Raw genomic sequence first — 23298 nt, 5'->3', positions numbered from 1 at the left:
CTCGCAAGACTTGAAAAGCGACTCTTCGGACAACATTTTCATTATGTCACATTATCCCCGGTGTGTCAAGAAAAAAGGTCCTTAATAGCGTTCCCAGGACACGCTTGTCACTGTGTTCTTGCCCGATGCGGAGCCGAACCACTGGGTGAAGCCGTCACATGACGGGGTGTTGTAGTAGAAGTTTGTCTGGGCACCTTCTATGAAGCCGCTTGCCCCCGTTCCATAACTTATCACTGAGCCGGTAAAGGTTGTCTGCCCCTGGGTGATTTCCGGACCATGGCAATATACCAGGCCGTTGATGCTTGCGTTTGCATCAAAGCTGAGCTTTGCCGTCCCGAGAGTCCCGTTGTTCACCCAGCCCGCTGCCGTTCCGCCATCGACTACCACAATATTCACGTTTGGAGTTGCATTGGTGATTTTCCATGCCATCTTTCCAGGGTTGCCGAAAGATCCCACAATGATCGTGCCTGATCCTGTCACACCCGTTATCTTCACACCTCCGCCGCTTATCGGATCACCTGAGGAGTAAGGAAACCACACCTTGCCGTTGCTCCCAAGATTCACGGTGCCATTGAAATTCGAGGTGTTGTTCGTCACCGCTCCGTTGAGAAGCTGTGTCATATCGGGATTGGGAAGGCACTGGTCGTATCCCGGCACTTCCGTAGGCTCCGTGTACCCCTCGCAGTTGAAGGGCAGGGTGTCATCAGAGCTGTCACAGGGCGTCACGTCGCCGTATGGGTTGGTGACCTTGGACGGGTACCCGGTGATTCCATTCCTTGCCTTGAGAGGTATTGTGACAGTGGGCGTAGGTGTGGGGGCGGCAACACCAGGCGGCGTCATGGTCGGTGTCGTGTACATGGTGATCTGCTTGGAGCCATTCTGGATCTGGGCGCAGCAGAAAACCTTTCCCTCACGGCTGGTATAGTCAGGATAAGTATCAAGCTGGCTCACGAAGGTCATATTGCCGTTGCACTTGACGCTCCCCTGGATTGAGGTGTTCTTGAAATTGATGGAGCCTGCGGTGGCAAGGGCGTACCTGAATCCCTGGTTTCTTGTATCTTTTATCATGACGCCGATCTTCTGCACGCTTCTGTCGTTGTGGGCAAGGCCCGTCGAGAGGAAGTAGAGCATTCCCGTGGGCACCGGCGAAGCACAGGGAACAGGAGGCATCTGCCCTGACTGGTAGACGCCCACGTAGAACTTCGTGCCCATGCCCGTCGAGCAGGGAGACGGCATGGGTGAAGAAGCGATGCCGCTGGCCCATCCTGATTCGTTGTTCCTGTATTTGAGAAGTATCTTCTGAATGCCGCTCTCGGCAGCATAGAAAGCCTGCTTGTGATATTTATCCTCGTTCGTGAAGTTGAGGGCCCTTACCCCGTTGGTGCTCAGAGCGAAAGCTATGATGCATATGATGGTGAGCACCATGAGAGTGATTGCCACTGCGAGTCCCCGTTCCCCTTTTCTGCTGAACATTTTTTTCACCTTCCCCCTTTCTTTCTATAATCACTATAGCAGAAAGAGCAGGGAAAATATGTGATATTCCGCACGTAAGGGGCTTTTGCCCCAGGGAATGGGCTCCAGCAGATTGGGGACTCAGGGGGCCTCTCGGGGCCTGATATCCCGAATCATTGAACTGCCGGCGCGGCACTGCTCCTCTCGATTATCCTGCCATCCCTGCTGATGATAATCTTTGTGAGCGGTATTGACGATTTTACCTTCTGAAGGGCCTGGTGGGCGACCATGGAGAGACCTCGGCAGCAGGGGACCTCCATATGGGCTACAGTAAGGGATTTGGGCCGGGCGGCCTCCAGTATTCCCGTAAGGCGCTCAAGGTATTCATCAAGATCGTCAAATTTAGGGCATCCTATGGCTATCTTGTTTCCGGCAACCAGCTGGCGGTGGAGATCGGGAAGGGAGGCAGCCACGCAGTCGGCCATCAGTAGCAGGTCAGCTCCCTGGAGGAAAGGTGACTGCGGGTTTATGAGCCGGAGCTTGACAGGCCAGTGGGAAAGCTCTGACCGGAGGGCTTCCGATGGCGCCCCTTTTTTGGCAGCCTCCTTCAGGGGCATTTCAAAAGCCTGCGATCCTGGACACTGGCACTGGCCTTCAATGGAGGGCTTTTTCGGCCTTTGGGCAAGCATTTCTTTTGCTTTTTCCTCGTCAAAGTCTTCACATTCCTCTTCCACGATGGTGAGCGCCTCAAAAGGGCATCCCCCTATGCAGGCGCCCAGGCCGTCACAGTACACTTCGCCCACCAGCTTTGCCTTGCCGTTCACAAGGGCAAGAGCACCTTCGGCACATGCGTCAATGCAGATGCCGCAGCCGGTGCACTTTTCTTCATCTATTCTTATGATCTTTCTCCTGGTCTTCATCAAAGGGCTCCTTTCATTCTGCCTATTTTGGTATTTTGGTATTATTATACCTGTTTATTTCCCTGTTGTCAATCCATGAAACAAAGAGGCTGGTCGCCGGCAGAAAAATATTGGATACCCTTATTGTCTGGACTTCCCAAGAAGCTTCTTCATCTTTGCCAGGAGCTGGGCAAGATCGAAGGGCTTTGCGAGGTATTCGTCACAGCCTGCGCTCAAGGAATTCGCCTCGTCGTCGGCCATCGCGCAGGCCGTGAGGGCAATGATGGGAATATGTGAGGTCTTGGTGTCATTTTTCAGAAGCTTTGTGGCTTCTATCCCGTCCATCACAGGCATCTGTATATCCATGAGTATGAGGTCCGGCTTGAAGTCGGCAGCACAGGCAACACCCTCTTCCCCGTCACCGGCCTCACTGATAACGCATCCGAGCACGGAGAGAAAGTCCCTGGCGATAATCCTGCTTGTATATTCATCCTCAATGATGAGGATTCTTTTTCCCTTCAATACATCCTTATTCTCCTTGGGCATCATGATTTATCTCCTCCCCTGTGACGCTTCAGCTCAACGAAAGGAACAGTGAATGAAAAGGTGCTGCCCTTGCCGGGACCCTCGCTTTTTACCCAGATGGTGCCGCCAAGCATTTCGACGAGCCTCTTGGTGAGAGTCAGGCCGAGGCCCGTGCCGCCATGCTTCCTGGTGTGAGACTGATCAAGCTGGACAAACTCCTCAAAGATCCTCACCTGATCCTCTTTCCTTATGCCGGGACCCGTATCAGTCACGCTCACCACGAGTGTGCTCTCAGTGCATCTCACCCTGGTGTCCACTACCCCTCCCGGGGGCGTGAACTTGACCGCATTCGAATGGAGGTAGAACATGATCTGCCCCAGTTTCTGTTCGTCAATGCTGAAAGTGATGGACTCCAGCTCTTCAGGGATGTCAAGGCTCATGGTGATATTATTCTCACGAGCCTCATCCATGATGGAAGAAATCTGCTTTTCCAGGAATTTCCTGAGCTGTACCCTGGTGATGGTGAACCCGAGCCTGCCGGACTCAATCTTGGAGAGATCCAGGATATTATTGATAAGGCCGGTGAGATGCCTTCCCGCATAGAGGATGTTGTTGACATACTCTCCCTGTTTCTCGTTCAGAGCCCCGTAAAACTGTCCCATCAGAATCTGGGAGAACCCTATGATGGCATTAAGGGGTGTTCTGAGCTCGTGGCTTATGGTGGCGATAAACTGGCTCTTTGACCTGCTTGCGCTCACCGCCTGGTCCTTGGCAAGCTCCAGCTCGCTTTTGGCCGTCTCGGTCTGGGAGATCATCTTTTTCAGGCTCTCATTGAGCCTTCTCAGCTCGGTGGTCCTCTCCTGGACCTTGTTCTCCATCTCACAATAGGAATGGCGCAGAATCGCCTCTGATTCTTTCCTGAGGGTGGCATCACGGGCTATTCCCAGGATCACTCTGCGCCTTTTGATGGTGACGGCCGTGGTGTTCACCTCAACTGGGATGGTGATTCCATCTCTTCTGGTGAAGGCAGATTCGAAAAGGAGATGCCCCTTCTGCATAATCCGTCTTATTCTCCCTTGTATCAGCGGCTTATACTGGGTTGCCACAATGTCGTGGAGCGTCATCGCCAGCAGCTCGTCTTTCTGATACCCGAAGCTCTGGTAACAAGAGGGGTTGCATTCAAGAAAAGCGCCGTTCCTGTCAACGATGAACATCAGGTCCATGGCGTTTTCAAAAAGCAGCGCAAATTCCCTGGAAGTGATGCGGAACTTCACTCCTGCCGCCAGGGGGTTTCTTTTCTCCATGAGAGCTCCTCATATGAACGTCTCTTAGAAGTTCTTTCACTGGCCTTCTTATCCCTTTTTACCATCCCAGGGTATTCCGCAGGCATTGAAAAAAGCCCCGGGGTCGCACTCTTCCCTTATCCCCAGCCTGGTAAGGGAAAAATCATAGCGCACAGGGTCAGCAGGCGCCAGCTCTCTGAATGCCCCGGTGATTTTCAAGGCTGTGGCAAGCTGACCATGGCGGGAATCGGTAAGGCCCAGGCAGCGACAGATGCGGTGCATATGGGTGTCAAGGGGAATCACGAGCTTTGACCTGTCGCATCCTTCCCAGCATCCCGGGTCAACAGTATCTTTCCTGACCATCCACCTGAGGAAAAGAAAGAGCCTCTTACAGGCGCTTCCCTGCCCGGGCGAAGGCAGAAGGGAGCTTTTTCCTCCCGAAGATCCTGCGAGCTCCTTCACGAAGCCGGTGAGGGCCGGTACCACTGTGGCATCACCCCGTTTGAGATGCTTCATGAAACATTCCTGGAGCGAGCCATAGGTGAGCACCACCCTCTGTATCCCCTTCAGGAGCGAAACAAGCTCCTCTCCCGTGGTGAAGCGGTGCCTGAAAGAAGAGAAAAGTGAAATGAGCGAGCCTTCACCGGCAACTTTTATAAAGGAGGAGGGAGAAGGCTTCATGCGCTCCAGCACAGAGGAGGCGCTCCTGAGTATCTGTTTCACCCTGCCATAGGCAAGTGATGAGGCGATAAGGCCCGCTATCTCGCGGTCGCTGCCGTCATCCCATTGATAAAGGAGCTCGAGGGGATCGGGGTGGATGAAGGAGCGGTCGTTAAACCTGTCATAAAGTGCTTCAAGCGCCTCATGAAGCCTCTTGGAGGCCCGGTGCTCCATTGCATTACACCTCCCGGTGGGAGCAGCCCCGTCAGCGGAGCTCCCCGAGGGGAGCCCCGTCAGGTGCTGTCCCGAACTGTCGCAGCAGCTCATAGATCACAATCCCGAAAAGGGCGGCCACATTTATGGAATTCTTCATTCCCCAGACCGGCACTTCCACGATGGCGTCAGAGAGCCTGAGGACTTCCCTGGACACGCCGTCCACCTCATTCCCTACCACGAGGAAGACCGGCTTCGGGAACCGGTACTGAAAGTGGCATATGCTACCCGCGGCAGTTTCAAGGCTTACGATGGCAGCCCCTTCATCCTTCAGATGCCTGACTAGGGCCAGAGTTTGGCCGTGGTATTCCCAGGGGACAAAATCCACGGCCCCCAGCGCAGTCTTTTCAAGCTTGTCATTGGGGGGATAGGCGGTGACGCCGCAGAGGTAAAGCTTTTCTACCCTCGCCGCGTCGGCTGTCCTGAATATTGAGCCCACATTGTATGCGCTTCTTATGTTGTCAAGCACCACTCCGATGGGGAACCTCTTTTCCCTTAGAAAGAGCGCGGCATCGAGGGCCCTGTCGGTGTCTCTCACCTCAGGCAGGCTCTCATCTGCTCCCCTGCCCTCAGTGGAAGGGACCCAGCAGTATCTTCCCATTGGCTGACCCCTTTATTTCCTGTAGGACATGTGATACTCCCCGAATGAGAGCCCCATGCTGACGGAGAAGGAGGTGAATTCCTTTTCCAGGGCCTTGGTGTTCCCCTCAAGTATGGAGCTCCAGAGGAGATTGCGGAACACGTTGCCGGTCACGACTGAAACGCCCACCTCGTGGTGGAGGTACCTGTCAAGGTTTTTAAGAGAGGCACCGCCGCCCGTGAGGATAAGCAGCTCCACCTTGCGGTTCTCATTGACGCTGCTGTAATAGCTGAAAGTCTTGTTCAGCTCCCTGGCAAGATCCTTCAGGAGCGGCTCAATGAAGGTGAAAAGCGATTCCGAGAGAGGCGAGGGGAAATCCCTGGCGCCATCATTACCTATGGCTGCATAAATCCTTTTTACATTTTCGGCCTTTTCCGGCGGGAGCTCCAGGCTCTCGGCAAGCTTCCTTGTAATCGCCCTTCCTCCGAAAGGAAGTATCCTGCTGTGGCGGATGGAACCCTTACCGTAGAATGCAAGGAAGCTGTATTCCGCACCGATATTGAGCAGGGCCAAAGTCTTGTAGAGCGTATCGCTCCCCAGGATAAGGGGGAGCGCCCTTTTCAGGGCAAAGGGCTCAAACTCGGTGGATACAAGGTTGAAATTCAGGGCGTTTGCGAATTCCCTGGTCTTGTCAAGGATCTCCCTGGAGAGGGCGAAAAAAAGGATCCTGTTCTTTTTCTTCTCATGGGTCACCAGCACGGTCTCGCATTTGGCCTGCTCAATCTTGATGGGCAGGTTGTCAGAGATCTGAAGCTGGGCAAGAAATTTTATGTCATGGGGATCTGACGTGTCCATTTCCATCCCCCGCACAAAAAGCTTTGTTCCGCCCGTCATCACCACGCAGCATCTTTTAGATAAGCCCGTTGAGACGGCCAGCTTTTCAAAAAAACCATGGCGGGCGGTATGAACAAGGGGCAGGCCTTTCATCTCGAGCCAGTCTCTGAGGTACTGGGCAAGCTCAGCAGGCTTTTCTATGACGCCCTCTGAAACGGTGCCCGCCGGGGTGGGAACCTTTGCCACAAGCGCTATATTATTCCCGTCCTTCTGCATGTCAATAGCGGTGAGCTTTATGCTGTCACTTCCCACATCTATGCCTATGGGCGAGGTGATACCGATGTCATCTTTCCTGAACCTGTTGATTATCCATTCCTCTTCTGCGGCATAGGGCTCAATTTCGGGGAGATCCTCAATATCAGGGCCCTGCTTTTTCAGGTCCCTTGCCTTCTCCATCGGGTGAGTGTGAGCCGAGCTCCAGGTCTCCAGAGAAGCGCTTTTAAGGCCTTTCTGGATGTCGGAGAAGCTCTCGTATCGCTCGCCTCTGTCGAGGGCCATGGCTTTCATTATGACCTTTTCAATCTCGGGATTGATATTCTTCCTGAGGTGTGTGGGAGGGACCAGGACCTCGTTTCCAAGAAGGAGATCTGACGATTCCGGGGGCCTCTGCCTTGTGAAAAGGAAATAGAGAATGGCCCCGAATGAGTAGATATCGGACTTCCTGTCCACCTTCCTTGAGCCGTACTCCTCCGGCGCGGCAAATCCAGGAGCGCCGGGGGGCTTCACAATGACTTTTTTCCTGTCAAAGGGAAGGAAAAAGGAGCCTATGCCCAGGTCAATGAGCTTGAAGGAGAGATCAGCGGATATAAGGATATTATCTGGCGAAAGAGATCGTATTTCCAGAGACTTTTGAAGATGCTCAATGTACAGCAGCGTATCGCAGAGGTCCGATGCGAACCTGGCAATCTCCTCTCCCAGGGAATCCCATGAAAAGGCTTTTTGCTGGAGCGTTATTCCCGCTACGTTTTCGAGAACCACGTAGTACCGCTCCGAATCCCTGAAATAATCAATAACCTTCATAATCCGGGGATGGGCCAGGCTGATGAACCTCCTGATAAAAGCCTCGAACTTCTCCATGAGCAGGGCGAGCTCATCGGGGTCCGCCGAGGGAGGCTCAAGGAACTCCTTGAGGTAATACTTTTCGTCACCCGAGAGAGATTCGGCCCTGTAATGGAAAGACCAGCTCTTTTTCTTCGCTGTCTCGACTATCCTGTAAGCTCCGTGAAGGATGCTCCCTGACCTTAATCCATCCATTTCAGGCTCCGTGAGAAAAATGACATTCTTTATAAAAAACAAAGGGAAGGTGCTGCCCTTCCCTAATATTTTTCATGTCCGGTGAAATATCCTATCTCAGGGGCGATGATATTTCAGGTAGTAGATATCGCGCATGTTGGTGGGAGGAATCTCGGCATAGATTTCCATCTTGGGATCGTTGAGCTTCACCCTGATGTATTCGTTGTGCTCGCCCCATTCCCTTATCACGTCGCCGCCTTTTACGGTCCACTTGATGTTGTATTTCGAGAGCGGTGGCACAAACTGTATCACTGCCAGATAGACCTGCGAAGTGTCCATCGGCGCGAGGCAGAAATAAGGGGTGATGCGGACGCCGAAGCCGAATTCATGGCGGGGATGGCCAAAATAGTCGGCAACATCGTAGACCGGCGGGTTATGCCAGGGAAAGTCGGCGCAGAGGTAGCCGTTGACCGGGGGATAGGCCCATAATTCACCGCCCCATGTCTGGCCGTACTTATAATTCATTACTCCGCTGTGGCCGTAGGACGTCCAGGCGGTAAAACCCATGAGCGGCGTGACAAGCGCAAGCAGTAACAGAAGCTGCACGAACCTGTTTCTCATTATGTTTTTCACTGGTATATGCCCCCTTTTAAGTGCCATACATAAATTTTTGCATGTATTAGACAAAAGAAAAAAATTTCCTCTTTAAGGGAAAAATGGGGACAGACAGATGTAAAGATTTGAATATTTCTTCGCAGAACCAGAATAGAGAGTCCAGGGACATTCTCCCGGCAAACAAGGGATTGTCTGTGCATAGATACACCCATAGGGACAATCCCCAAAATGTTTGCTGAAAGAGGAGAATGTTCCCTGGACTCTTACTGGAAAGGCTTTGAAGAGCGTCTGGTCTTTGCATGCGTTTCTATGCAATGACACTCGTGCCTCGTGAAGATTGCGTTAATGTCGCAATCCCCTTTAGTTCGGGGCTATCGTTTCTTCCCTCCCCTTTGAGTTTCCCCGGGCCTGAGTCATCCCCCAAGCCTCCCGGGCGCCGTCTCTCCACCACTCTCAAGCAGAGAGGCGAGGAGCTTTGCGGCGTGGAGGGCGCCATCGCAGGGCACGGGAGGCGGCAGTGCCATGGAGAGAAGCTTTTCAAGGGGGCCTTGAAGGCTGCCGGAAAAGAGATCCCTTTGTGAAATATACTCTGCCGGGATCATTTTCTTCATAGCCCTCACCATCACTGGATATTCGCGGAAATCGCCCCGTGAAGTGAAGAGAAAGGGAGTGCGGCACGCGATGCACTCCGAGACGATTCCATATCCTGGCTTTCCTACGACGGCATCAACGGCATTCACCAGGTCCGGATAGGCAATATTCCGGGAAAGAAGCTGCTCTTCCTCGATATGGATCACGCCCGGCACCCTTACCATTGACGGATAGGTGGTTATAAACCGGTATCTGCGGCGCAGGCGGGGGCGGGAGAGGAGCCTGGCGTCAATGGGGAAGCCTCCGAAAGACACCAGGACCAGGGGCCTCCCCGCGGGAAGCCTGAGCATGTCCCTCACCCGGGAGGGAGGAAGCCTGGGAATTCTGGCGATGAGGGGGATGTCAACGACATGGCTGAAGGCCGAGAAGTCGCCGGCGAAAGGGAGCCTCAGGGCAATCGAAGCTCCTGCATAAGCATCGCGGAGCTCATCGATAAGAAAGCCATAGGCGGGATGACTTCTCACATAGCTCCCGTAAATCCAGTCCCATGTAAAGTTGGTGACGGCAGCAGAGGGTACGCCGAGGCGCCTGGCCACCAGGAAGGCAAGAGGAGCGATATCGGAGATGACAAGGCCTATCCTGCGGTTCTCAAAACTCAGGGCATCGGACGAGGCCAGCTCCCCTCTGCCCCGCCAGAAAAGGTGAAAGGCCTCGAGGGTCTTCTTTTTCGAGAGCCTCAGAGCATCTTTCTGCACGACGCCCACATCGATGACTCCCGGAATTATCGTGACAGGTGCCGCATGGCCCAGGGTCTGCTCAAAGAACCATGAAGGCACGGAGGTCCTCACGTAGATCCGGGAGCCGGGGAGCTCTTGGATGAGGCGCCTTATCAGCTCCGAAGCCCTCGAGGCATGACCGTACCCGTGGCCTGTGACATAGAAAAGAACGTTCATGCGATAAGCTTGTTGAAAAACTCGTTATGAATGGCCCTGATCGTCTCCTCCAGCAGGTTCTCCTTCACGAGGAGATAAAAGGCCACGCGGGCGCCGAAAGAGATCATCTCCACATTGATGCCCTTTCTCGCGACGGAGGTGAAGACCCTTGCGGCAAGCCCCTCGGTGGTGGCAAGTCCCTCGCCTACGACGCCCACAAGGGCGAGATCATTTGCCTTTTCTATATCCTCGACGGAGGTGCTCTTTACTTCCCTGAGAGCCTGATAGCAGGCATCAAGGTCATGCTGCTCCAGCAGTATGTTGATGCAGGTCTGTGCCGTGATGACCGACTTGATGTTCACCCCGATGGACGCAATGGCCGTCACAAGGTCCTTCATCACGCCGGGCTTGTAGCCCACTCCCCCGCCCCACACCCTCAGAACCCCGATTTCACGGCTGTAGGTGACGCTCTTGATGATGTCGCCGCTCTCATAGCCCTCTTTCCAGATGACCGTCTCCTTCTCCGAAGCCTTGAGCGTGTTCTTGATCCTTATGGGGATGTTCTTCAGCTCGGCAGGCCCCACTATCCTGGGATGAAGAATCTTGGCGCCGAAATAGGCGAGCTCTGCCGCCTCCTCGTAGGAGAGCCTGTCAATGAGGTGGGCTTCCGGCACAAGTGAAGGCTGGGCGCTCATGAAGCCGTCCACGTCCTTCCACACCTCTATCACATCGGCATCGAGGGCATGGGCCACTATGGCCGCCGAGTAATCACTGCCCCCGAAGCCGAAAAGAGTCGTGTGGCCCTGGGGCGTTCTGCCGAAGAATCCCGTCACCAGCGGAATGGCTCCCTCGTCAATTATCTTGAGAAGCTTTTTTCTGATATGCCTCCCCGTTTCTTTGAGATCAGCCGTGGCGTTCCCATACTCGCCGTCGGTGATTATGCCGAGATCGTCGGCATCGAGGGCTTTTGCCTGGATGCCGCCTGAGAGGAACACGCCCTCCATGATCCTCACGGAAAAGCGCTCTCCATAGCTCAGGACCATGTCCCGTGTCCGGGGCGTGAGCTCGCTTGTGTAGGCGATGCCATAGAAGAGCCTCTCCAGGTGCCTGAGCAGATACGACGTTTTTTCCATGGTCTCAGAGAGAATCCTTGGTGACGTGACCGCTCCCCGTATCACTGTGTAATGCCGGGAGGAGATGCTGTTTATCACGGGGTCTATCTCTTTCTCATCCTTGAGGACACGGTCCAGGGCCTCCGTGAGCTCTCTTGTGATGCCCTTGAGAGCCGAGAGCACAATTGCCTTGCTCCCTTCCTCGGCTGAGATTATGTTCTTTATGTCGTTCAGGCTTTTTGCGTCGTCGAGGCTTGACCCTCCGAACTTCATGACTTTGAGCATGGCAGCACCCTTTCCTTGCGGTGGTAATAAGAGCTTTTTCTCTTTTTCTTCCAATGTTCCTCTCTGGCGCCGTGGCGGGAGGATATGGCACCGGGCTTTCAGAACATTGAAACAAGGGAGGTGCGCCATGAACGTGCTCATTTCATCGGCAGGGCGGAGGGTGGCCCTTGTGAGGGCTTTCATCGAGTCCCTCGAGAGGCTCCGCGAGGAAGGCTCTGTAATCGCAATCGATATCTCAAGCACTTCCCCGGCGCTGTATGCGGCCCACAGGGGCTACATCGTTCCCCGCGTCAACGACAGCGGCTTCGCTGCTGCCCTCTTCAGGATCATCGAGAGCGAGCAGATCGGCCTCATCGTGCCGACCATTGATCCTGAGCTTCCTGTCTATGCGAAGCTCAGAATGGAGATAGAGCTCTCCCTCGGGGCCCGTGTCGCCATTTCGCCGCCGGAGGCCGTGAACACATGCATCGACAAGTACCGTTTCTACCAGTCCCTCAGCTCGAAAAAAATCCCCACTCCCCGCACTGTCCTGGGGCGCGACGCCGAGAGGGAGGAGCTTGCATTCCCTGTGTTCGTGAAGCCCCGCTACGGCTTCGCCTCCGTCAACACCTTCACCATTGAGGACCGCGAGGAACTCCGCTTCATCACGCAAAAATATCCTGATCTTATCGTGCAGGAGCACCTCGGGGGGAGGGAGTTTACCATCGACGTGCTCTCCGATTTCAAAGGCCGCGTCGTAAGCATTGTGCCAAGGGAGAGGCTTGAAGTCCGCGCCGGCGAGGTCACCCGCTCCCGCACCGAGAAGAGCCCTGTTATCATCGAAGAGGCGATGCGCCTGGCGGCGCATCTCGGCACCACGGGGCCTGCCACCATGCAGTGCCTGATGCATGAGGGCGTGCCCTGGTTCTTCGAGGTGAATCCCCGCGTGGGAGGGGGACTTCCCGCCAGCATAGCCGCAGGGGCCGATACGCCCGGAATGCTGATAAGGATGGCCAGGGGAGAGGAAGTTGTGGCAGAGATCGGGAACTTCACGCCTGATCATTATATGCTCAGGTATGACGACGCCCTCTTCATGACATCCCTGCTGGAGGGAGGCATCGAGAGCTGGAGGAAAAAATAGAAGTCCAGAGGAGAATCCCCCCTGGACTTCACAAATATCGCTTCAGGTTATAGCTGTGAAGGCTTTATGTAGTCGCCTTTCTTTTCCCTGGCCTCGTGGAGGCGCTTTTTCTGGGCCTCAAGCACGTCGAAGAGCACCGGCGGGATATTCTTTTCCTTGTTGTATTCCTTCTCTATGCGGTCTATTTTCGCAAGGAGCTCGGGAATCCGAACAGTAAACTGCTCCTCGTACTCGGCCTCTGTGTACTCCCTCTTGAGGACTTCCTTGAAGAGGCGCTGGAGGTCGGCATATTTCGGGATATGGCCCGTTGGGGTCTTTATGACCTCGACATCGCCGTGGACGCGGAGCTCCATCCATTTCACCCAGATCCTCTTGTCATCCATGGTATTGTGGTACTTGCCTTCCTTGTTCTTCAGGAAGTAGTTCACCCCGAAAATCAAAGGTGGATTTTTGAGCTTCTTGCCGAAGTCCAGGTTGTTTTTCAGGTACGTCCCAAGATCCACGGCGAGGAACTCCAGGTTCGACATGGGGTTGAAGAGGCGGACGCCCTCCTTGCCCAGCGTTGCCGCCGTCGTCTCTGATTCCAGAGAGGCGCCCTTGGTGATGATGCCGTGGTTCCAGTCGAAGGTCTGCTCTACGGGGACTGTCGTATCAGAGTCCCTGCCGCCGTAGATGATTCCCCCCACGGGGACTCCCTCGGGGCTGTCGGCCATCCTGTCGATATTCCCGAGCCTGGCAAGAGGGATGGTATAGCGGGCGTTCTTGTTCGAGATGTCCACGGTCTTGCCGTCCTTGTCCTTGGTCCCGGGCGTCCATTCACCGTGATGGTTCACGCCGTGCTGCGGGGGAGGCGTGCCCTTGCCAAGCCAGTGGGGCGTGCCCTCGTCGTCTATCAGCACGTTCACAAAGATAGCCTCACCTGGCGTCGTGAGCACCTTCCATATGAGGGGATCGTCCTTGGCGTTCACGTCCTGGATGATGCCGAATATGCCCTTCTCGACGTTCACGGTCTTCATCACGCCATCAGCTGCCCTGATGTAGGCGATATCGTCGCCGATGATGGTCTCGCCGGGAAGCATGGCGGTAGAGGTCTTCCCGCAGGCGCTGGGGAAAGCGCCGGTGAAATAGGTCACCCTGCCTCCAGGTCCATGGACTCCCATAATAAGCATGTGCTCGGTGAGCCAGTCGCTCTTGTTGGCCTTCTGGATGGCAAGGCGCATCGCGAGCTTCTTGAGGCCTATTGAGTTGCCGCCATACTGGGTGTTGGTGCTGTAAACCGTGTTGTTGGTGAGATCCATGTAGATTCTCCGCTTGTCCAGGTTCTTGCACACGGCGCCTGCAAGCTCACCCTGGCTGTGAATAAACCTGAAGAATTCGTTGGAGCCCCGGAGCTTCTTGAACTGCTCGTAGCCGCCACGGTAAAGGATGTCCTCGCTGTGGGCCACATAGGCCGAGTCGGTAATCTGCAGGGCGCTGATGGAGAACTCCGAGTTCACGGGGCCCAGGGAGTGGCAGCGCACATACATGGTGGCGCCCTTCATGATACCCCTGAGGATCTCATGGATCTCCCTGTGCCCTTCCTCACGCTCTGTGGCAAGGATATGGGGGCCGAGGTCAACGCCTTTGGGAAGAAGATACTTTGTGTTGTTCTTGTCGCGGGCCTGGTCATAGTAGCCGTCATTATGGGCTGTCTGGCCGGGAAGCCCTATTTTCCGCTCCTCGCCGTGGGCAATGGCGTCATCTCTCAGTTTCTGCACATCCTCAGGCGAGTCATCGTTGAAAAATACTGCGTCAGGCTCGCAGAGCTCAACGTATTTTGCCACGAATTCAATGGCATGGTCATTTTCCAGGGCCTTGAGCTTGGCGAAGTTTTTCTCTCCCATTTTTTTCACAAGCATGTCGGTGTTCGTTACCATAAAAGATCCTCCACTCATAATGATAATATAAAATCCTGGGGTAACCTTTAAACCGTCCGGATCAGCCTCTTTTCTCTTTCATGAGGCGGGCGTAAAGTTCCATCATCCTCTCATTGGCCACTCTCTCCTGAAATTCCTCTGCCACGCGCAGGTATCCTTTTTCACCCATCAATCTCCCCTTTTCCGGGTCCATGAGAAGCCTCAGGGCAGACTCTGCAAGGGATCGCTCGTCACGTGGCGGCACAAGAAACCCTGTCTCACCGTCGATGACCACATCGGTGATGCCTCCCACTCTGCTGGCCACCACGGGAATCTTAAAGGCCATTGCCTCGAGAAGGACAATACCCAGGCCTTCCCAGAGCGAGGGAAGCATAAAAAGATCAAAAGTGCTCATTATCTCGAGCATATCCTCGCGGAAGCCGGTAAAGAGGACCCTTGAAGAAATGCCCAGCTCCTGGGCCTGGCGCTCAAGCTTTTCCCGCAGGTGGCCCCGCCCGACAAGGACAAAAAAAGTTTCAGGCGCCTGCTTCAGGATCTCCGGGACTGCCTGGAGGAGATACTGATGGCCCTTGGCTGCTTCGAGCCTCGCAACGGTCCCCACGATGGCCGCTCCCTCTGGAATTCCCAGCTCTTTTCTCTTGGCCGCCCTGTCCACTGCCATACGGTAGTTCTCAAGCTCTATTCCCTCCCTTATCACGGTGACCTTGTGGAGGGGCGCAATCTTCCATTTCCTGATGTCTTCAAGGTTAGCGTAGGAGACTGTCACTATATGATCGCACCAGGAGGCGGCTATTCTTTCAAGCCCATTGTAAAAGTGCCTGAGGATCGGGTTCTTTGCTGAGTTGCTGGGAAGATCATGGATGGTATGGAGCACAAGGGGCACGCCGGCAAGCCTGGCGGCAAGCCTCCCCAGGAAGCCTGCCTTGGTGGTGTGCGTGTGGACTGAATCAAAGGAGCCCTTCCGCATGAGGCGGTATAGGTTTCCAAGCGACACAAAATCCTTAAGGGGATGGGCTGACCGCTCCATCGGCACGTTTATCACACGAGCGCCTGTAGCCTCGAGCTCCGCGATGAACTCGGTGGCGGTGCAGGCCAGGGATACCTTGTGGCCTGATGAAGTAAGATAAGAGAACCAGGACCGGAGAAAGCAGTAAGCCGTGATGCCTATGGTTGTCACGTGGAGGGTGTTCCATGGCTCCATGGGATTCAGCGCTGATGGCGGCCGTCGCTCTCCTTGACAAGGAAAAGCTTTTTCCATGTGAAAAGGGCCTCTTTCACAAGTTCCCTGGAATCTGCTATAAGCATGGGACTGCGGAGGTCCACCAGCAGGCTTGCGACCTCTCTCCCTCCGGGAAGGAGCCTTTCAAAATCAGGGAGGGGAATCTCTTTTTTCCTGAGAAGGAGAAAGGATTTCTCGGCAAGGAAAAGAATTTTTCTACCAGATGTCATTGTCTTGTCATCCCGTCCAGGGTTTACAGTGCCGCACTACCTGAGGTGAAGCGTGAAGCGCCCTAACTCCATACTTATTCTCCTTGCGCTCTTCATACTCCTCCCCTCGCCTGCTCATGCCCAGAAATCCCTCTGGGATCTCTCCCGTACCATTGAAAGGCTCGTGAAGGAGAGCCAGTGCTGCCAGTCAGCCTCGGTGGGAGTCTTTGTCAAGGTCCTGAAAAGCGGCGAGATAGTCTATGCCAAAAATGCCGATATCCCCCTCGTGCCCTCGTCAAACCTCAAGGTCCTCACCTCGGCAGCGGCTTTTGCCTGCCTGGGGCCCGACTACCGGTACAAAACCACCCTCTATGGCGGACCCATCGATCCTTCAAGGGGAATAATTGAAACTTCTCTCTACCTGGTGGGGAGCGGCGATCCCACCTTCGGCATGCCTTTTACGGAAACCCCCACGGCGGTCCTTGAGGATTTTGCCCAGCGCCTCTTCGCCCTGGGCCTGAGAAGAGTCGAGGGGGACCTTGTGGGCGATGACTCTGTCTTTGACAGGGAGTTCATCGGCAAGGGCTGGAAGACAAGGTACATCCTCGATGACTACGCCGCCGAATGCGGGGGGCTCTCCCTCAATGCCAATCTCATGGAGGTCCTGGTGCAGCCCGGCAAGGTGACCCTCTTCCCTGAGTGCCCCGCCATAGAGATTGTGAACAAGACTTCAACGGGGGGATACACTGAAGTCGAGGTAAAACGCGAATCCGGCACCAACAGGGTCCTCATCACCGGCACCGTGGGGTACGGAGCGCCGGGAGGCGCCACCATCACGGTGCACAACCCGCCCCTCTTCACGACGGCGGCCTTCGGGAAGATACTGAAGGACCACGGCATTTATGTCTCGGGGAAGGTAAAGCTTATAGAGCCAAAGCCAGTCAAGTACTCCTACCGCGGGTTCCTTCCCCTCTGCTCGCATGAGTCGCCGAAGCTCTTCGAAATAGTGAAGCAGCTCAACAAGGAGAGTGACAATTTCCTGGCCCAGCAGGTCTTCCGCACCCTGGGCGCCGAGGTGAAGGGGAAAGGCACTCTCAAAAACTCCGAAGACGTCATCAGGGATCTTATGGATAAGGCGGGTGTTGACAAGGAAGGGCTCAAGATGGCCGACGGCTCGGGCCTCTCAAATTTCAACAGGGTCACTACCAGGCAGCTCGTGGGGGTCCTTGACTACATGTATTTCCATCCCCATGGAAAGAAGTTTATCGCCACCCTGCCCCAGGCCGGCGTTGACGGCACGATGAAATACAGGCTCTCCGGGTCCAAGGTCTTTGCAAAAACGGGGACCATCAATGAGAACTCATCGCTCTCGGGGTACGTGTGGACCGCCTACGGCCAGGTCGTGGTATTCTCAATCATCTCCAACAACCACAAGCTTTCCCAGGGATTCTACAAAGACCTGGAAGACCGCATCGTCGGCACCATCGCGAAATGGCCCGGCGAGATCTGAACTATGGCGGTGAGGCTCATTCTGCTCTCTTTTTTCTTTGCCATGCCTGAAGGAATCACTCCGTCGGCTTCTGTTCCGGGAAGCCCATCTTGTAGAGAACAGTGCCGTACATTTTCACGTAGGCATCATTTTTCACCGCGTGATCCATGAGCCATTTATACTCGATCAGGGCATTGTTGAAAAGCCCTCTCTTCTCGTAATAGACTCCCAGGAGAAGGTGCCGCACTCCGTCGTCACCTGGCGGCTGGCCTGCTTTTTTATTGTCTGCCTTGGGGAAAGCCTCCATAAGGCCCTCGATGTCCTCGTCTATCATGACCCTTTCATCATAGGCCACGGGCGAGAACCACACGGGAGGGGGCTGTTTTTTCCCCTGCTCTCCCGTTACTGACCACATATAGAAGGCGCCGCGGCGAAGACGGGGAAATGTAGCCACGTCATAGTCTATGGTGTTTCCCTTCACATTCTTCACTTCCTTGAGAAGGGAGCCGCGTTTCTCCTGGCTCTGGGCCGACCAGAGCCTGAACGTGTAGCTCTCGCTGTCACTCCCGCTCCACCTGAATGACGGCTCCGTCTCAAGGATCCGTGAATCCCTGGGGGACCAGAGCACCACCGATGCGGGATCCCCCCTTGTGGCACCCATGGGCCTGGACATGGCGTTGACGTCGGAGGCCTTTCCCCTGCCCTGGATTTTTTCCACCAGCAGGGTGCAGAGGTTGACAAAGCTCTTCCCGAAGGTATACGAGCGCTCCTCACCTGCGCCCACCCTGTGGCTCTTTCCCTTTCCCACGGTCACTACGCCGCCGTCAGGATAGAGTATTCTTATAGTGCTGTCACTGTCAGTCTCCACGAGGTCTCCCCTGCTGAGGGGGCTCCCCACCGAGAGGCTGCTCCCCTGTGAAGGCGTCTGCCTCGACGCATGGGCGCTCCCACTGATCTCCAACACCCAGGCCGCCGCCCCGTCACCTTCGGAAAAGACCGGCTCCGCCGCCCTCACTCCAAGCGCAATCAGTACGAGGCAGATATAAGCGATAGGTTTCATAGGGCCACCCCTCCTGGAAATACTGCTCATTTCTACTTCTTTCTTCAAGAGCATCTTACCTCCCGACAGCGGGGAATGCCCGTATTTCCCGCCGGCCCGCCGAAATGATCCCCCCCGGCAGGAATACCATGAATGTAGAGAAGTATTGAGGATAAAGAACCTGGAGCCAGTTTTCCATGGAGTCACGAAACCTTCTCCGCCTCTTTGACCTCACGATGATTGTCATCGGCCTCATCATAGGCATGGGCATATTCCGCACCGCCACCGACTCTGCCGAGGCAGCCATTAGCCCGGCGCTTTATTATGGCGCGTGGGTCGCCGGCGGAATTATTGCTCTCTGCGGCGCCATCACCTATGCTGAGATTGGATCGCGCCTCCCCGTGACGGGCTGTTATTACAAGGTCTTTGCCGAATGCTACCACCCCTCGGTTGCCTTCGCTATAAACTGCATCATCCTCATCTCGAATGCCTCCAGCCTGGCAGCCATTGCACTCATCGGGAGCGAATATCTCTCCCAGATACTTTTTCCCTTGCCGCCACCTGATTTTGTCAAGGCTCTCATCGCCATGGCAGCCATCGGGGCCTTCTATTTTGTCAACCTGGCAGGCCTCAGGATGAGCGCAGGAACGCAGAACGTGCTGATGCTCATCAAGCTCGCCATGCTCCTGGCTCTTATTCTCGCAGTCTTCAAGGGCACAGGTGTGCCGCATGCCGCATCTTCTGTCAATACCTCATATTCTTTCCTCGATTATCTGAGGTCTTTCGGCATGGCCCTCGCGGCGGTCTCCTTCACTTACGGGGGCTACCAGCACAGCATCAACTTCGGCGGGGACGTGGCCGAGCCAAGGAGGAACATTCCCAGGGGGATCTGCATAGGAATCGTCGCCGTGATAATCCTTTATCTTCTGGCACAGGTATCCTATGTGACAGTGATAGGCTTTGAGGAGCTGAAGACGGCAAAAGGCATCGCGGCCATCGTTGCTGAGAAGGCTTACGGCGAGACCGGAAGGTTCATTTTCTCCCTGCTGCTGTTCCTGGCGGTGCTGGCCTATGTGAACGTGCAGCTCCTCTCGAACCCGCGGGTTATGTTTGCAATGAGCAGGGACGGCATACTCCCCGCTGCCTTCAGCCGCACGAGCAGGGAGAGGGGCGTCATCACCGTGAGCCTCACGGCATTTACCGCTGCCACCATAATGGTGCTCTTCTTCGCCAATACCTTCGAGAAAATCCTCGGTTTCACGGTGTTTCTAGACTCAATCGGCATGGCCACCTCTGCAGCCACCATATTCATCCTGCGCAGGCGCGCCAGGGGCCAGGACTCGTCGGGAATCTTCATCATGAGGCTTTACCCCCTCATGCCATTGATCTTCATTGCTGCGTATCTCTTCATAGGCATCACCATAGCGGTGAACACTCCCATGATGGCGGTAACGGGCATCGGTGCTTTCCTGGCGTTTCTGGCGCTTTATTTCGCAGTGTTCCGAGGCCGCCCTCACCCCTCGCTTCGCACATAGTGCGGCATCACAGGGGCTTCCCTCTGAGTCCCCGTAACTTCACGATATGAAGGATTCACCTTTTTTAAACCAGAAATAACCACTGGCCGTCACTTCAGGATTTCAGGAGGAACCATGGAACGGGAAAAAGCCCTTGCCTTGTTAAAGCAGCACATGAAAGCTGATAACCTCATCAAGCACAGCATTGCTTCCGAGGCCGTCATGAAGAGAGTGGCCAGGAAGCTGGGAGGCGACGAGGATCGGTACGCCCTTGCAGGCCTCCTCCATGACATCGATGTCGAGCTCACGGAGAACATGCCCGAGAAGCACGCCCTTATTGCGATGGACCTGCTGCCCGACTCTCTTCCCGCCGAGGTCAGGAATGCCATAAAAAGGCACAACGAGCAGAACGGCTCAGTGCGGGAGGGCACCATCGACTTCGCCCTCACGGCGAGCGAATCGCTCACGGGCCTCGTGACGGCAATGGCCCTCATCATCCCCGACAAGAAGCTCTCGAGCGTGAAGGCGAGCTCCATCATCAAGAGGATGAAAGAGAAGGGCTTCGCGAGGAACGTGTCGAGGGAGGCCATCAGAGAATGTGAAAAAATCGGTATTCCTCTCCCGGAATTCATTGAGATGGGCGTAGAGTCGATGAAGGAGATAAGCGGCGAGCTCGGCCTATGAGGCGGCGACAGGCCGGACAGCACCTGCGGCCTGGGGAGCGGCGGCCTGGGAACCGGCAGCCTGAGGAGCGGCACCTTCGGAAGCGGTGCCTTCGGGAGCAGCATTACCGGGGTCGGCACCCTCAGGGGCCTGCCCGGGATTCTCGGTCTCCGCAGCAGGCGGCGGATTCATCTGGGCGGACATCTGGTTCATCAGGGCCAGCGAGGACATGGCGCGGGAGTAATTATACTGGTTGAACTCGGCCTTCACGTGCTTTACTCCGTCACGCATCTGGGCTGACTTGTCGGTCTCCTTTCTGAGCATCATGTCGAAAACCTGGTCGGCCGTGAGGGGCTCCTCACTGCGCACCTGGCCGTAAACGCCCTGGGAGTAGAGCATCGCTGCTGAAGTGGGGTAGCTGTATACAGGTCCCATCGGGTAAATTCCTCCTACCTATAGTATACCTCATGGCTCCCCATTTTACCATAAATAAACAGTAACAAATGTAAACAGTTTTTTAACAATATATTTCATTTTTGTAACAATTTTATGCACCCCGGCGGGGAGCCGGCAGTGTCGAGCCTTCAGATGCCAGGGGCTCTAGTAATGGGAGAGGGCCTTTTTCACCTCGTCCAGGAATTCCCTGACACTTGCAAAGCGCCTCGAGATGTCCTTTTCCGCAGCCTTCTCCAGCACATCGTCAAACTCCGGGGGGTAGGAGGGATTGAGGGCATGGACAGACGGAATGGCCTTGGTGAGCTGCTCGCTGAGGACCTCGAGGCAGCTCCCCGCGTCAAAGGGTCTCTTCCCCGTCGCCATCTCGAAAAGCATGATGCCCAGGGAGTAAATGTCGGTGCCGGGTCCCACATGCTCCATCTTGATCTGCTCGGGCGCCATATAATAGGGCGTCCCGATGGGTGACGACGACGAGGCCGACTTGTCCACACCCTCCTGGAGCACCTTGACAAGGCCGAAATCTATGATCTTCAGCTTGTCATGCTCCTTCTCCGACAGCAGGATGTTCTCAGGCTTGAGATCCCTGTGTATCATGGGGCGCGGCTCGGCGTTATGGGCGCAGGTGAGGCCCCCGGCAATCTGATCCAGCAGATTGACAAGGCGCTCAGGGGGAAAGGGAGTATGGCTCTTCAGCTCATAGCGGAGGCTGTGGCTCTCAAAATACTCCATCTCGATGTACGGCACCCCGCTTATCTCGCCGAAATCGTGGATGATGATGATGGAGGGATGGCTCAACCGTGCCGCTGCCTCTGCCTCCTGATGGAAACGCTCCCTTACGGAAGGATTGGCGAGAAGATCAGGCCTTATCACCTTGATTACCCTCTTCACATTGAGCCCCAGGTGATCAACCAGGAAGACCTGCCCCATGCCTCCGGTGCCAAGGCACTCCAGGACCCTGTATTTCCCTATGACAGCGTCTTTCTTGAAGTCGGGGACGAGAACATATCCCTGCTGTACCGGGGCACTCTCATCCTTTGGCATGCGCCTTGTTTCGCCGGCTGCCAGCGGGACACTTTCAATTTCTCTTGACACGGTGATGATAAGGTCCTCAGAGGGGCCGGCCTGGGCCCCTGCTGCAGATCGAGCCGCAGGGCCTGCATCTTTCTCCGACTCACGGGAGAATGTCCTGTAAGCTATTGCCAGAATGAAGGAAAGACCCGAGGGAGCAAAAGGGTCAAAAAGCCTGAGCTGGATTCCTGTCCTGGTGAAAAGCTCAAGGGCAGCAAGGGTATAGAGGACAGGAAGGAGCAGAAAGCTGAGAACCATGACCATGGGCTTCCTGGTAAAGACGGCAATCAAGGCGGGAACAAGGCAGAACACTGCCATGATGAGAAGGTCCCCCGCCCAGTGCAGGCGCCTCACGAAGCGGCCTGTAAGGATGGTATTGACGGCATGGGCATGGATATGAACACCGGGGGTGCGGGGGCCCAGGGGAGTGGCGAAGAGGTCCTGGGGCTGGTGGCTCCCTATGAGGACCACGGCCCCCCTGAAAAGCTCCCGGGGCTTGCCGGGAAGCTCCTGCCAGGCTATCTCTGGAAACCCATGCCGGTAATAGTTTATCCTCATGAGGGGAGCCTCTTCCTGGCGGTTCCACTCTATGGGTATGGAAATGCCGCTGCCTGCCTGAAGATTGTCCGTGCGGAGCCTGACCTGATCCAGGGCGATCCCTTTTGCCTGCAGGGCAAGAGCGAGGGCAAAAGAACAGCTCCTTCCTCCCTCCTCCTTCCTCACGAGGTAGTCTTTCCTTATAATGGTGCCGGCAGGGAAATCACCTTCAGGCGGGAAGAGCGCCGAGGCCTCGGTGACTCCCTCAAGGGAAGGCCATTTATTTTTGAAGGCGGCCCCGTCCGGTATCACCACGTGCTTCATGCTTTTCAGGGCTGCGGCCACTTCCTTATCGGCATCAGGCTCTTTAAAGAGGAGCACATCAATGCCCAGAACGGCTGTTTCCTTATCGCTGAGCCATGAGATGGCCTTTGCAAGGTTTTCCCTGTTGACAGGCCTCTCTTCGCCCATGTTCACGACAATGATCGCCGCCGAGCTGCGGGAGTCCTCGGCGAAGAAGTAAAGATCCTCGGACTTTTCCATGAGGTCCTTTACCCCTTGCTGCGAACCCATGGCGAGGAAAAAAAGAAACACCCCGGCTGCTATGGTCAGAACAGCTCTGAGGCGTTGATCTTTCAAAGACATCATGACAGGCTTCAAAAGCCCTTCACCGGCTCAGGGCCCGCCGTGAAGGAGAAGTTCACCATGCGGCTCTCCACGCTCCCTCCCTGAAG

The 23298-nt window shown here is 55.3% G+C and carries 20 protein-coding genes; 4 read left to right on the top strand and 16 right to left on the bottom strand.

What is annotated here, in order from left to right:
- Nucleotides 1–81: 81 nt before the first annotated feature.
- The 10 genes from RDV48_10600 to RDV48_10555 form a co-directional block, all read right to left on the bottom strand.
- On the bottom strand, nucleotides 82–1473 hold the full coding sequence (locus tag RDV48_10600) for a pilus assembly PilX N-terminal domain-containing protein (GenBank protein ID MDQ7823233.1): 1392 nt from the start codon (nucleotides 1471–1473) through the stop codon (nucleotides 82–84).
- Between the two features lie 152 nt (nucleotides 1474–1625).
- Entirely contained in the window at nucleotides 1626–2372 is a 747-nt protein-coding gene (locus RDV48_10595; GenBank protein ID MDQ7823232.1) for a 4Fe-4S binding protein, read from the bottom strand.
- Nucleotides 2373–2492: 120 nt separating this feature from the next.
- The gene (locus RDV48_10590) at nucleotides 2493–2900 is read right to left on the bottom strand and encodes a response regulator (protein MDQ7823231.1); all 408 of its coding nucleotides are present in this window, start codon (nucleotides 2898–2900) and stop codon (nucleotides 2493–2495) included.
- Nucleotides 2897–4180, bottom strand: a complete 1284-nt coding sequence (locus RDV48_10585; GenBank protein MDQ7823230.1) for an ATP-binding protein — start codon at nucleotides 4178–4180, stop codon at nucleotides 2897–2899. The genes RDV48_10590 and RDV48_10585 overlap by 4 nt, the downstream gene beginning before the upstream one ends.
- 48 nt (nucleotides 4181–4228) lie before the next feature.
- The gene (locus RDV48_10580; GenBank protein MDQ7823229.1) at nucleotides 4229–5053 is read right to left on the bottom strand and encodes a TIGR02757 family protein; all 825 of its coding nucleotides are present in this window, start codon (nucleotides 5051–5053) and stop codon (nucleotides 4229–4231) included.
- A 31-nt stretch (nucleotides 5054–5084) separates the two neighbouring features.
- A complete protein-coding gene (locus RDV48_10575) occupies nucleotides 5085–5693 on the bottom strand; it encodes an RNA methyltransferase (GenBank protein ID MDQ7823228.1) in 609 nt (202 codons plus the stop codon).
- A 12-nt stretch (nucleotides 5694–5705) separates the two neighbouring features.
- On the bottom strand, nucleotides 5706–7820 hold the full coding sequence (gene pilM, locus RDV48_10570; GenBank protein MDQ7823227.1) for a pilus assembly protein PilM: 2115 nt from the start codon (nucleotides 7818–7820) through the stop codon (nucleotides 5706–5708).
- A 96-nt stretch (nucleotides 7821–7916) separates the two neighbouring features.
- Nucleotides 7917–8432, bottom strand: coding sequence for a hypothetical protein (locus RDV48_10565; protein MDQ7823226.1), 516 nt, complete (start codon nucleotides 8430–8432; stop codon nucleotides 7917–7919).
- 395 nt (nucleotides 8433–8827) lie between these two features.
- The gene (locus tag RDV48_10560) at nucleotides 8828–9958 is read right to left on the bottom strand and encodes a hypothetical protein (protein ID MDQ7823225.1); all 1131 of its coding nucleotides are present in this window, start codon (nucleotides 9956–9958) and stop codon (nucleotides 8828–8830) included.
- Nucleotides 9955–11334 (bottom strand): aspartate kinase, encoded by a 1380-nt coding sequence (locus RDV48_10555; protein ID MDQ7823224.1) that lies wholly within the window; start codon nucleotides 11332–11334, stop codon nucleotides 9955–9957. The genes RDV48_10560 and RDV48_10555 overlap by 4 nt, the downstream gene beginning before the upstream one ends.
- Before the next feature lie 127 nt (nucleotides 11335–11461).
- Here RDV48_10555 and RDV48_10550 point away from each other — a divergent pair, with 127 nt between their 5' ends.
- On the top strand, nucleotides 11462–12454 hold the full coding sequence (locus RDV48_10550) for an ATP-grasp domain-containing protein (GenBank protein MDQ7823223.1): 993 nt from the start codon (nucleotides 11462–11464) through the stop codon (nucleotides 12452–12454).
- Between the two features lie 47 nt (nucleotides 12455–12501).
- On the opposite strand, the gene RDV48_10545 is transcribed toward RDV48_10550, so the two are convergent.
- The 3 genes from RDV48_10545 to RDV48_10535 all read right to left on the bottom strand — a co-directional run bounded on the left by RDV48_10545 (nucleotide 12502) and on the right by RDV48_10535 (nucleotide 15819).
- Nucleotides 12502–14370: a phosphoenolpyruvate carboxykinase (GTP) gene (locus tag RDV48_10545; GenBank protein MDQ7823222.1), complete on the bottom strand. Its 1869-nt coding sequence runs from the start codon at nucleotides 14368–14370 to the stop codon at nucleotides 12502–12504.
- 61 nt (nucleotides 14371–14431) lie between these two features.
- On the bottom strand, nucleotides 14432–15571 hold the full coding sequence (locus tag RDV48_10540; GenBank protein ID MDQ7823221.1) for a glycosyltransferase family 4 protein: 1140 nt from the start codon (nucleotides 15569–15571) through the stop codon (nucleotides 14432–14434).
- Between the two features lie 5 nt (nucleotides 15572–15576).
- Nucleotides 15577–15819: a hypothetical protein gene (locus tag RDV48_10535; protein ID MDQ7823220.1), complete on the bottom strand. Its 243-nt coding sequence runs from the start codon at nucleotides 15817–15819 to the stop codon at nucleotides 15577–15579.
- Nucleotides 15820–15871: 52 nt separating this feature from the next.
- On the opposite strand from RDV48_10535, the gene dacB reads away from it, so the two are divergent.
- On the top strand, nucleotides 15872–17308 hold the full coding sequence (gene dacB, locus RDV48_10530) for a D-alanyl-D-alanine carboxypeptidase/D-alanyl-D-alanine-endopeptidase (GenBank protein MDQ7823219.1): 1437 nt from the start codon (nucleotides 15872–15874) through the stop codon (nucleotides 17306–17308).
- Between the two features lie 55 nt (nucleotides 17309–17363).
- On the opposite strand, the gene RDV48_10525 is transcribed toward dacB, so the two are convergent.
- Nucleotides 17364–18347: a hypothetical protein gene (locus RDV48_10525; GenBank protein MDQ7823218.1), complete on the bottom strand. Its 984-nt coding sequence runs from the start codon at nucleotides 18345–18347 to the stop codon at nucleotides 17364–17366.
- A gap of 176 nt (nucleotides 18348–18523) precedes the next feature.
- On the opposite strand from RDV48_10525, the gene RDV48_10520 reads away from it, so the two are divergent.
- Nucleotides 18524–19861 carry an amino acid permease gene (locus RDV48_10520; GenBank protein MDQ7823217.1) on the top strand — a complete coding sequence of 446 codons (1338 nt, stop codon included), beginning with the start codon at nucleotides 18524–18526 and terminating at the stop codon, nucleotides 19859–19861.
- A gap of 114 nt (nucleotides 19862–19975) precedes the next feature.
- The gene (locus tag RDV48_10515) at nucleotides 19976–20524 is read left to right on the top strand and encodes an HDIG domain-containing protein (GenBank protein ID MDQ7823216.1); all 549 of its coding nucleotides are present in this window, start codon (nucleotides 19976–19978) and stop codon (nucleotides 20522–20524) included.
- Here the strand turns inward: RDV48_10515 and RDV48_10510 are convergent.
- Both RDV48_10510 and RDV48_10505 read right to left on the bottom strand, forming a co-directional pair.
- The gene (locus tag RDV48_10510) at nucleotides 20519–20938 is read right to left on the bottom strand and encodes a hypothetical protein (GenBank protein ID MDQ7823215.1); all 420 of its coding nucleotides are present in this window, start codon (nucleotides 20936–20938) and stop codon (nucleotides 20519–20521) included. The genes RDV48_10515 and RDV48_10510 overlap by 6 nt on opposite strands.
- A gap of 165 nt (nucleotides 20939–21103) precedes the next feature.
- Nucleotides 21104–23137 (bottom strand): serine/threonine-protein kinase, encoded by a 2034-nt coding sequence (locus tag RDV48_10505; GenBank protein MDQ7823214.1) that lies wholly within the window; start codon nucleotides 23135–23137, stop codon nucleotides 21104–21106.
- Between the last annotated feature and the right edge of the window lie 161 nt (nucleotides 23138–23298).

The sequence above is a fragment of the Candidatus Eremiobacterota bacterium genome, from assembly GCA_031082125.1.
GTDB lineage: Bacteria > Vulcanimicrobiota > CADAWZ01 > CADAWZ01 > Ess09-12 > Ess09-12.
Note: the sequence above shows the minus strand (reverse complement) of the source record. Positions and strands in the feature narration are given on the sequence as shown.

Bases quoted from the DNA above. Each gene is read 5' to 3' on its own strand.
- RDV48_10600 (MDQ7823233.1), bottom strand. From the start codon at position 1,473: ATGTTCAGCAGAAAAGGGGAACGGGGACTCGCAGTGGCAATCACTCTC.
- RDV48_10595 (MDQ7823232.1), bottom strand. From the start codon at position 2,372: ATGAAGACCAGGAGAAAGATCATAAGAATAGATGAAGAAAAGTGCACC.
- RDV48_10590 (MDQ7823231.1), bottom strand. From the start codon at position 2,900: ATGATGCCCAAGGAGAATAAGGATGTATTGAAGGGAAAAAGAATCCTC.
- RDV48_10585 (MDQ7823230.1), bottom strand. From the start codon at position 4,180: ATGGAGAAAAGAAACCCCCTGGCGGCAGGAGTGAAGTTCCGCATCACT.
- RDV48_10580 (MDQ7823229.1), bottom strand. From the start codon at position 5,053: ATGGAGCACCGGGCCTCCAAGAGGCTTCATGAGGCGCTTGAAGCACTT.
- RDV48_10575 (MDQ7823228.1), bottom strand. From the start codon at position 5,693: ATGGGAAGATACTGCTGGGTCCCTTCCACTGAGGGCAGGGGAGCAGAT.
- pilM (MDQ7823227.1), bottom strand. From the start codon at position 7,820: ATGGATGGATTAAGGTCAGGGAGCATCCTTCACGGAGCTTACAGGATA.
- RDV48_10560 (MDQ7823225.1), bottom strand. From the start codon at position 9,958: ATGAACGTTCTTTTCTATGTCACAGGCCACGGGTACGGTCATGCCTCG.
- RDV48_10555 (MDQ7823224.1), bottom strand. From the start codon at position 11,334: ATGCTCAAAGTCATGAAGTTCGGAGGGTCAAGCCTCGACGACGCAAAA.
- RDV48_10550 (MDQ7823223.1), top strand. From the start codon at position 11,462: ATGAACGTGCTCATTTCATCGGCAGGGCGGAGGGTGGCCCTTGTGAGG.
- RDV48_10545 (MDQ7823222.1), bottom strand. From the start codon at position 14,370: ATGGTAACGAACACCGACATGCTTGTGAAAAAAATGGGAGAGAAAAAC.
- RDV48_10540 (MDQ7823221.1), bottom strand. From the start codon at position 15,571: ATGGAGCCATGGAACACCCTCCACGTGACAACCATAGGCATCACGGCT.
- RDV48_10535 (MDQ7823220.1), bottom strand. From the start codon at position 15,819: ATGACATCTGGTAGAAAAATTCTTTTCCTTGCCGAGAAATCCTTTCTC.
- RDV48_10525 (MDQ7823218.1), bottom strand. From the start codon at position 18,347: ATGAAACCTATCGCTTATATCTGCCTCGTACTGATTGCGCTTGGAGTG.
- RDV48_10520 (MDQ7823217.1), top strand. From the start codon at position 18,524: ATGGAGTCACGAAACCTTCTCCGCCTCTTTGACCTCACGATGATTGTC.
- RDV48_10515 (MDQ7823216.1), top strand. From the start codon at position 19,976: ATGGAACGGGAAAAAGCCCTTGCCTTGTTAAAGCAGCACATGAAAGCT.
- RDV48_10510 (MDQ7823215.1), bottom strand. From the start codon at position 20,938: ATGGGACCTGTATACAGCTACCCCACTTCAGCAGCGATGCTCTACTCC.
- RDV48_10505 (MDQ7823214.1), bottom strand. From the start codon at position 23,137: ATGGGTTCGCAGCAAGGGGTAAAGGACCTCATGGAAAAGTCCGAGGAT.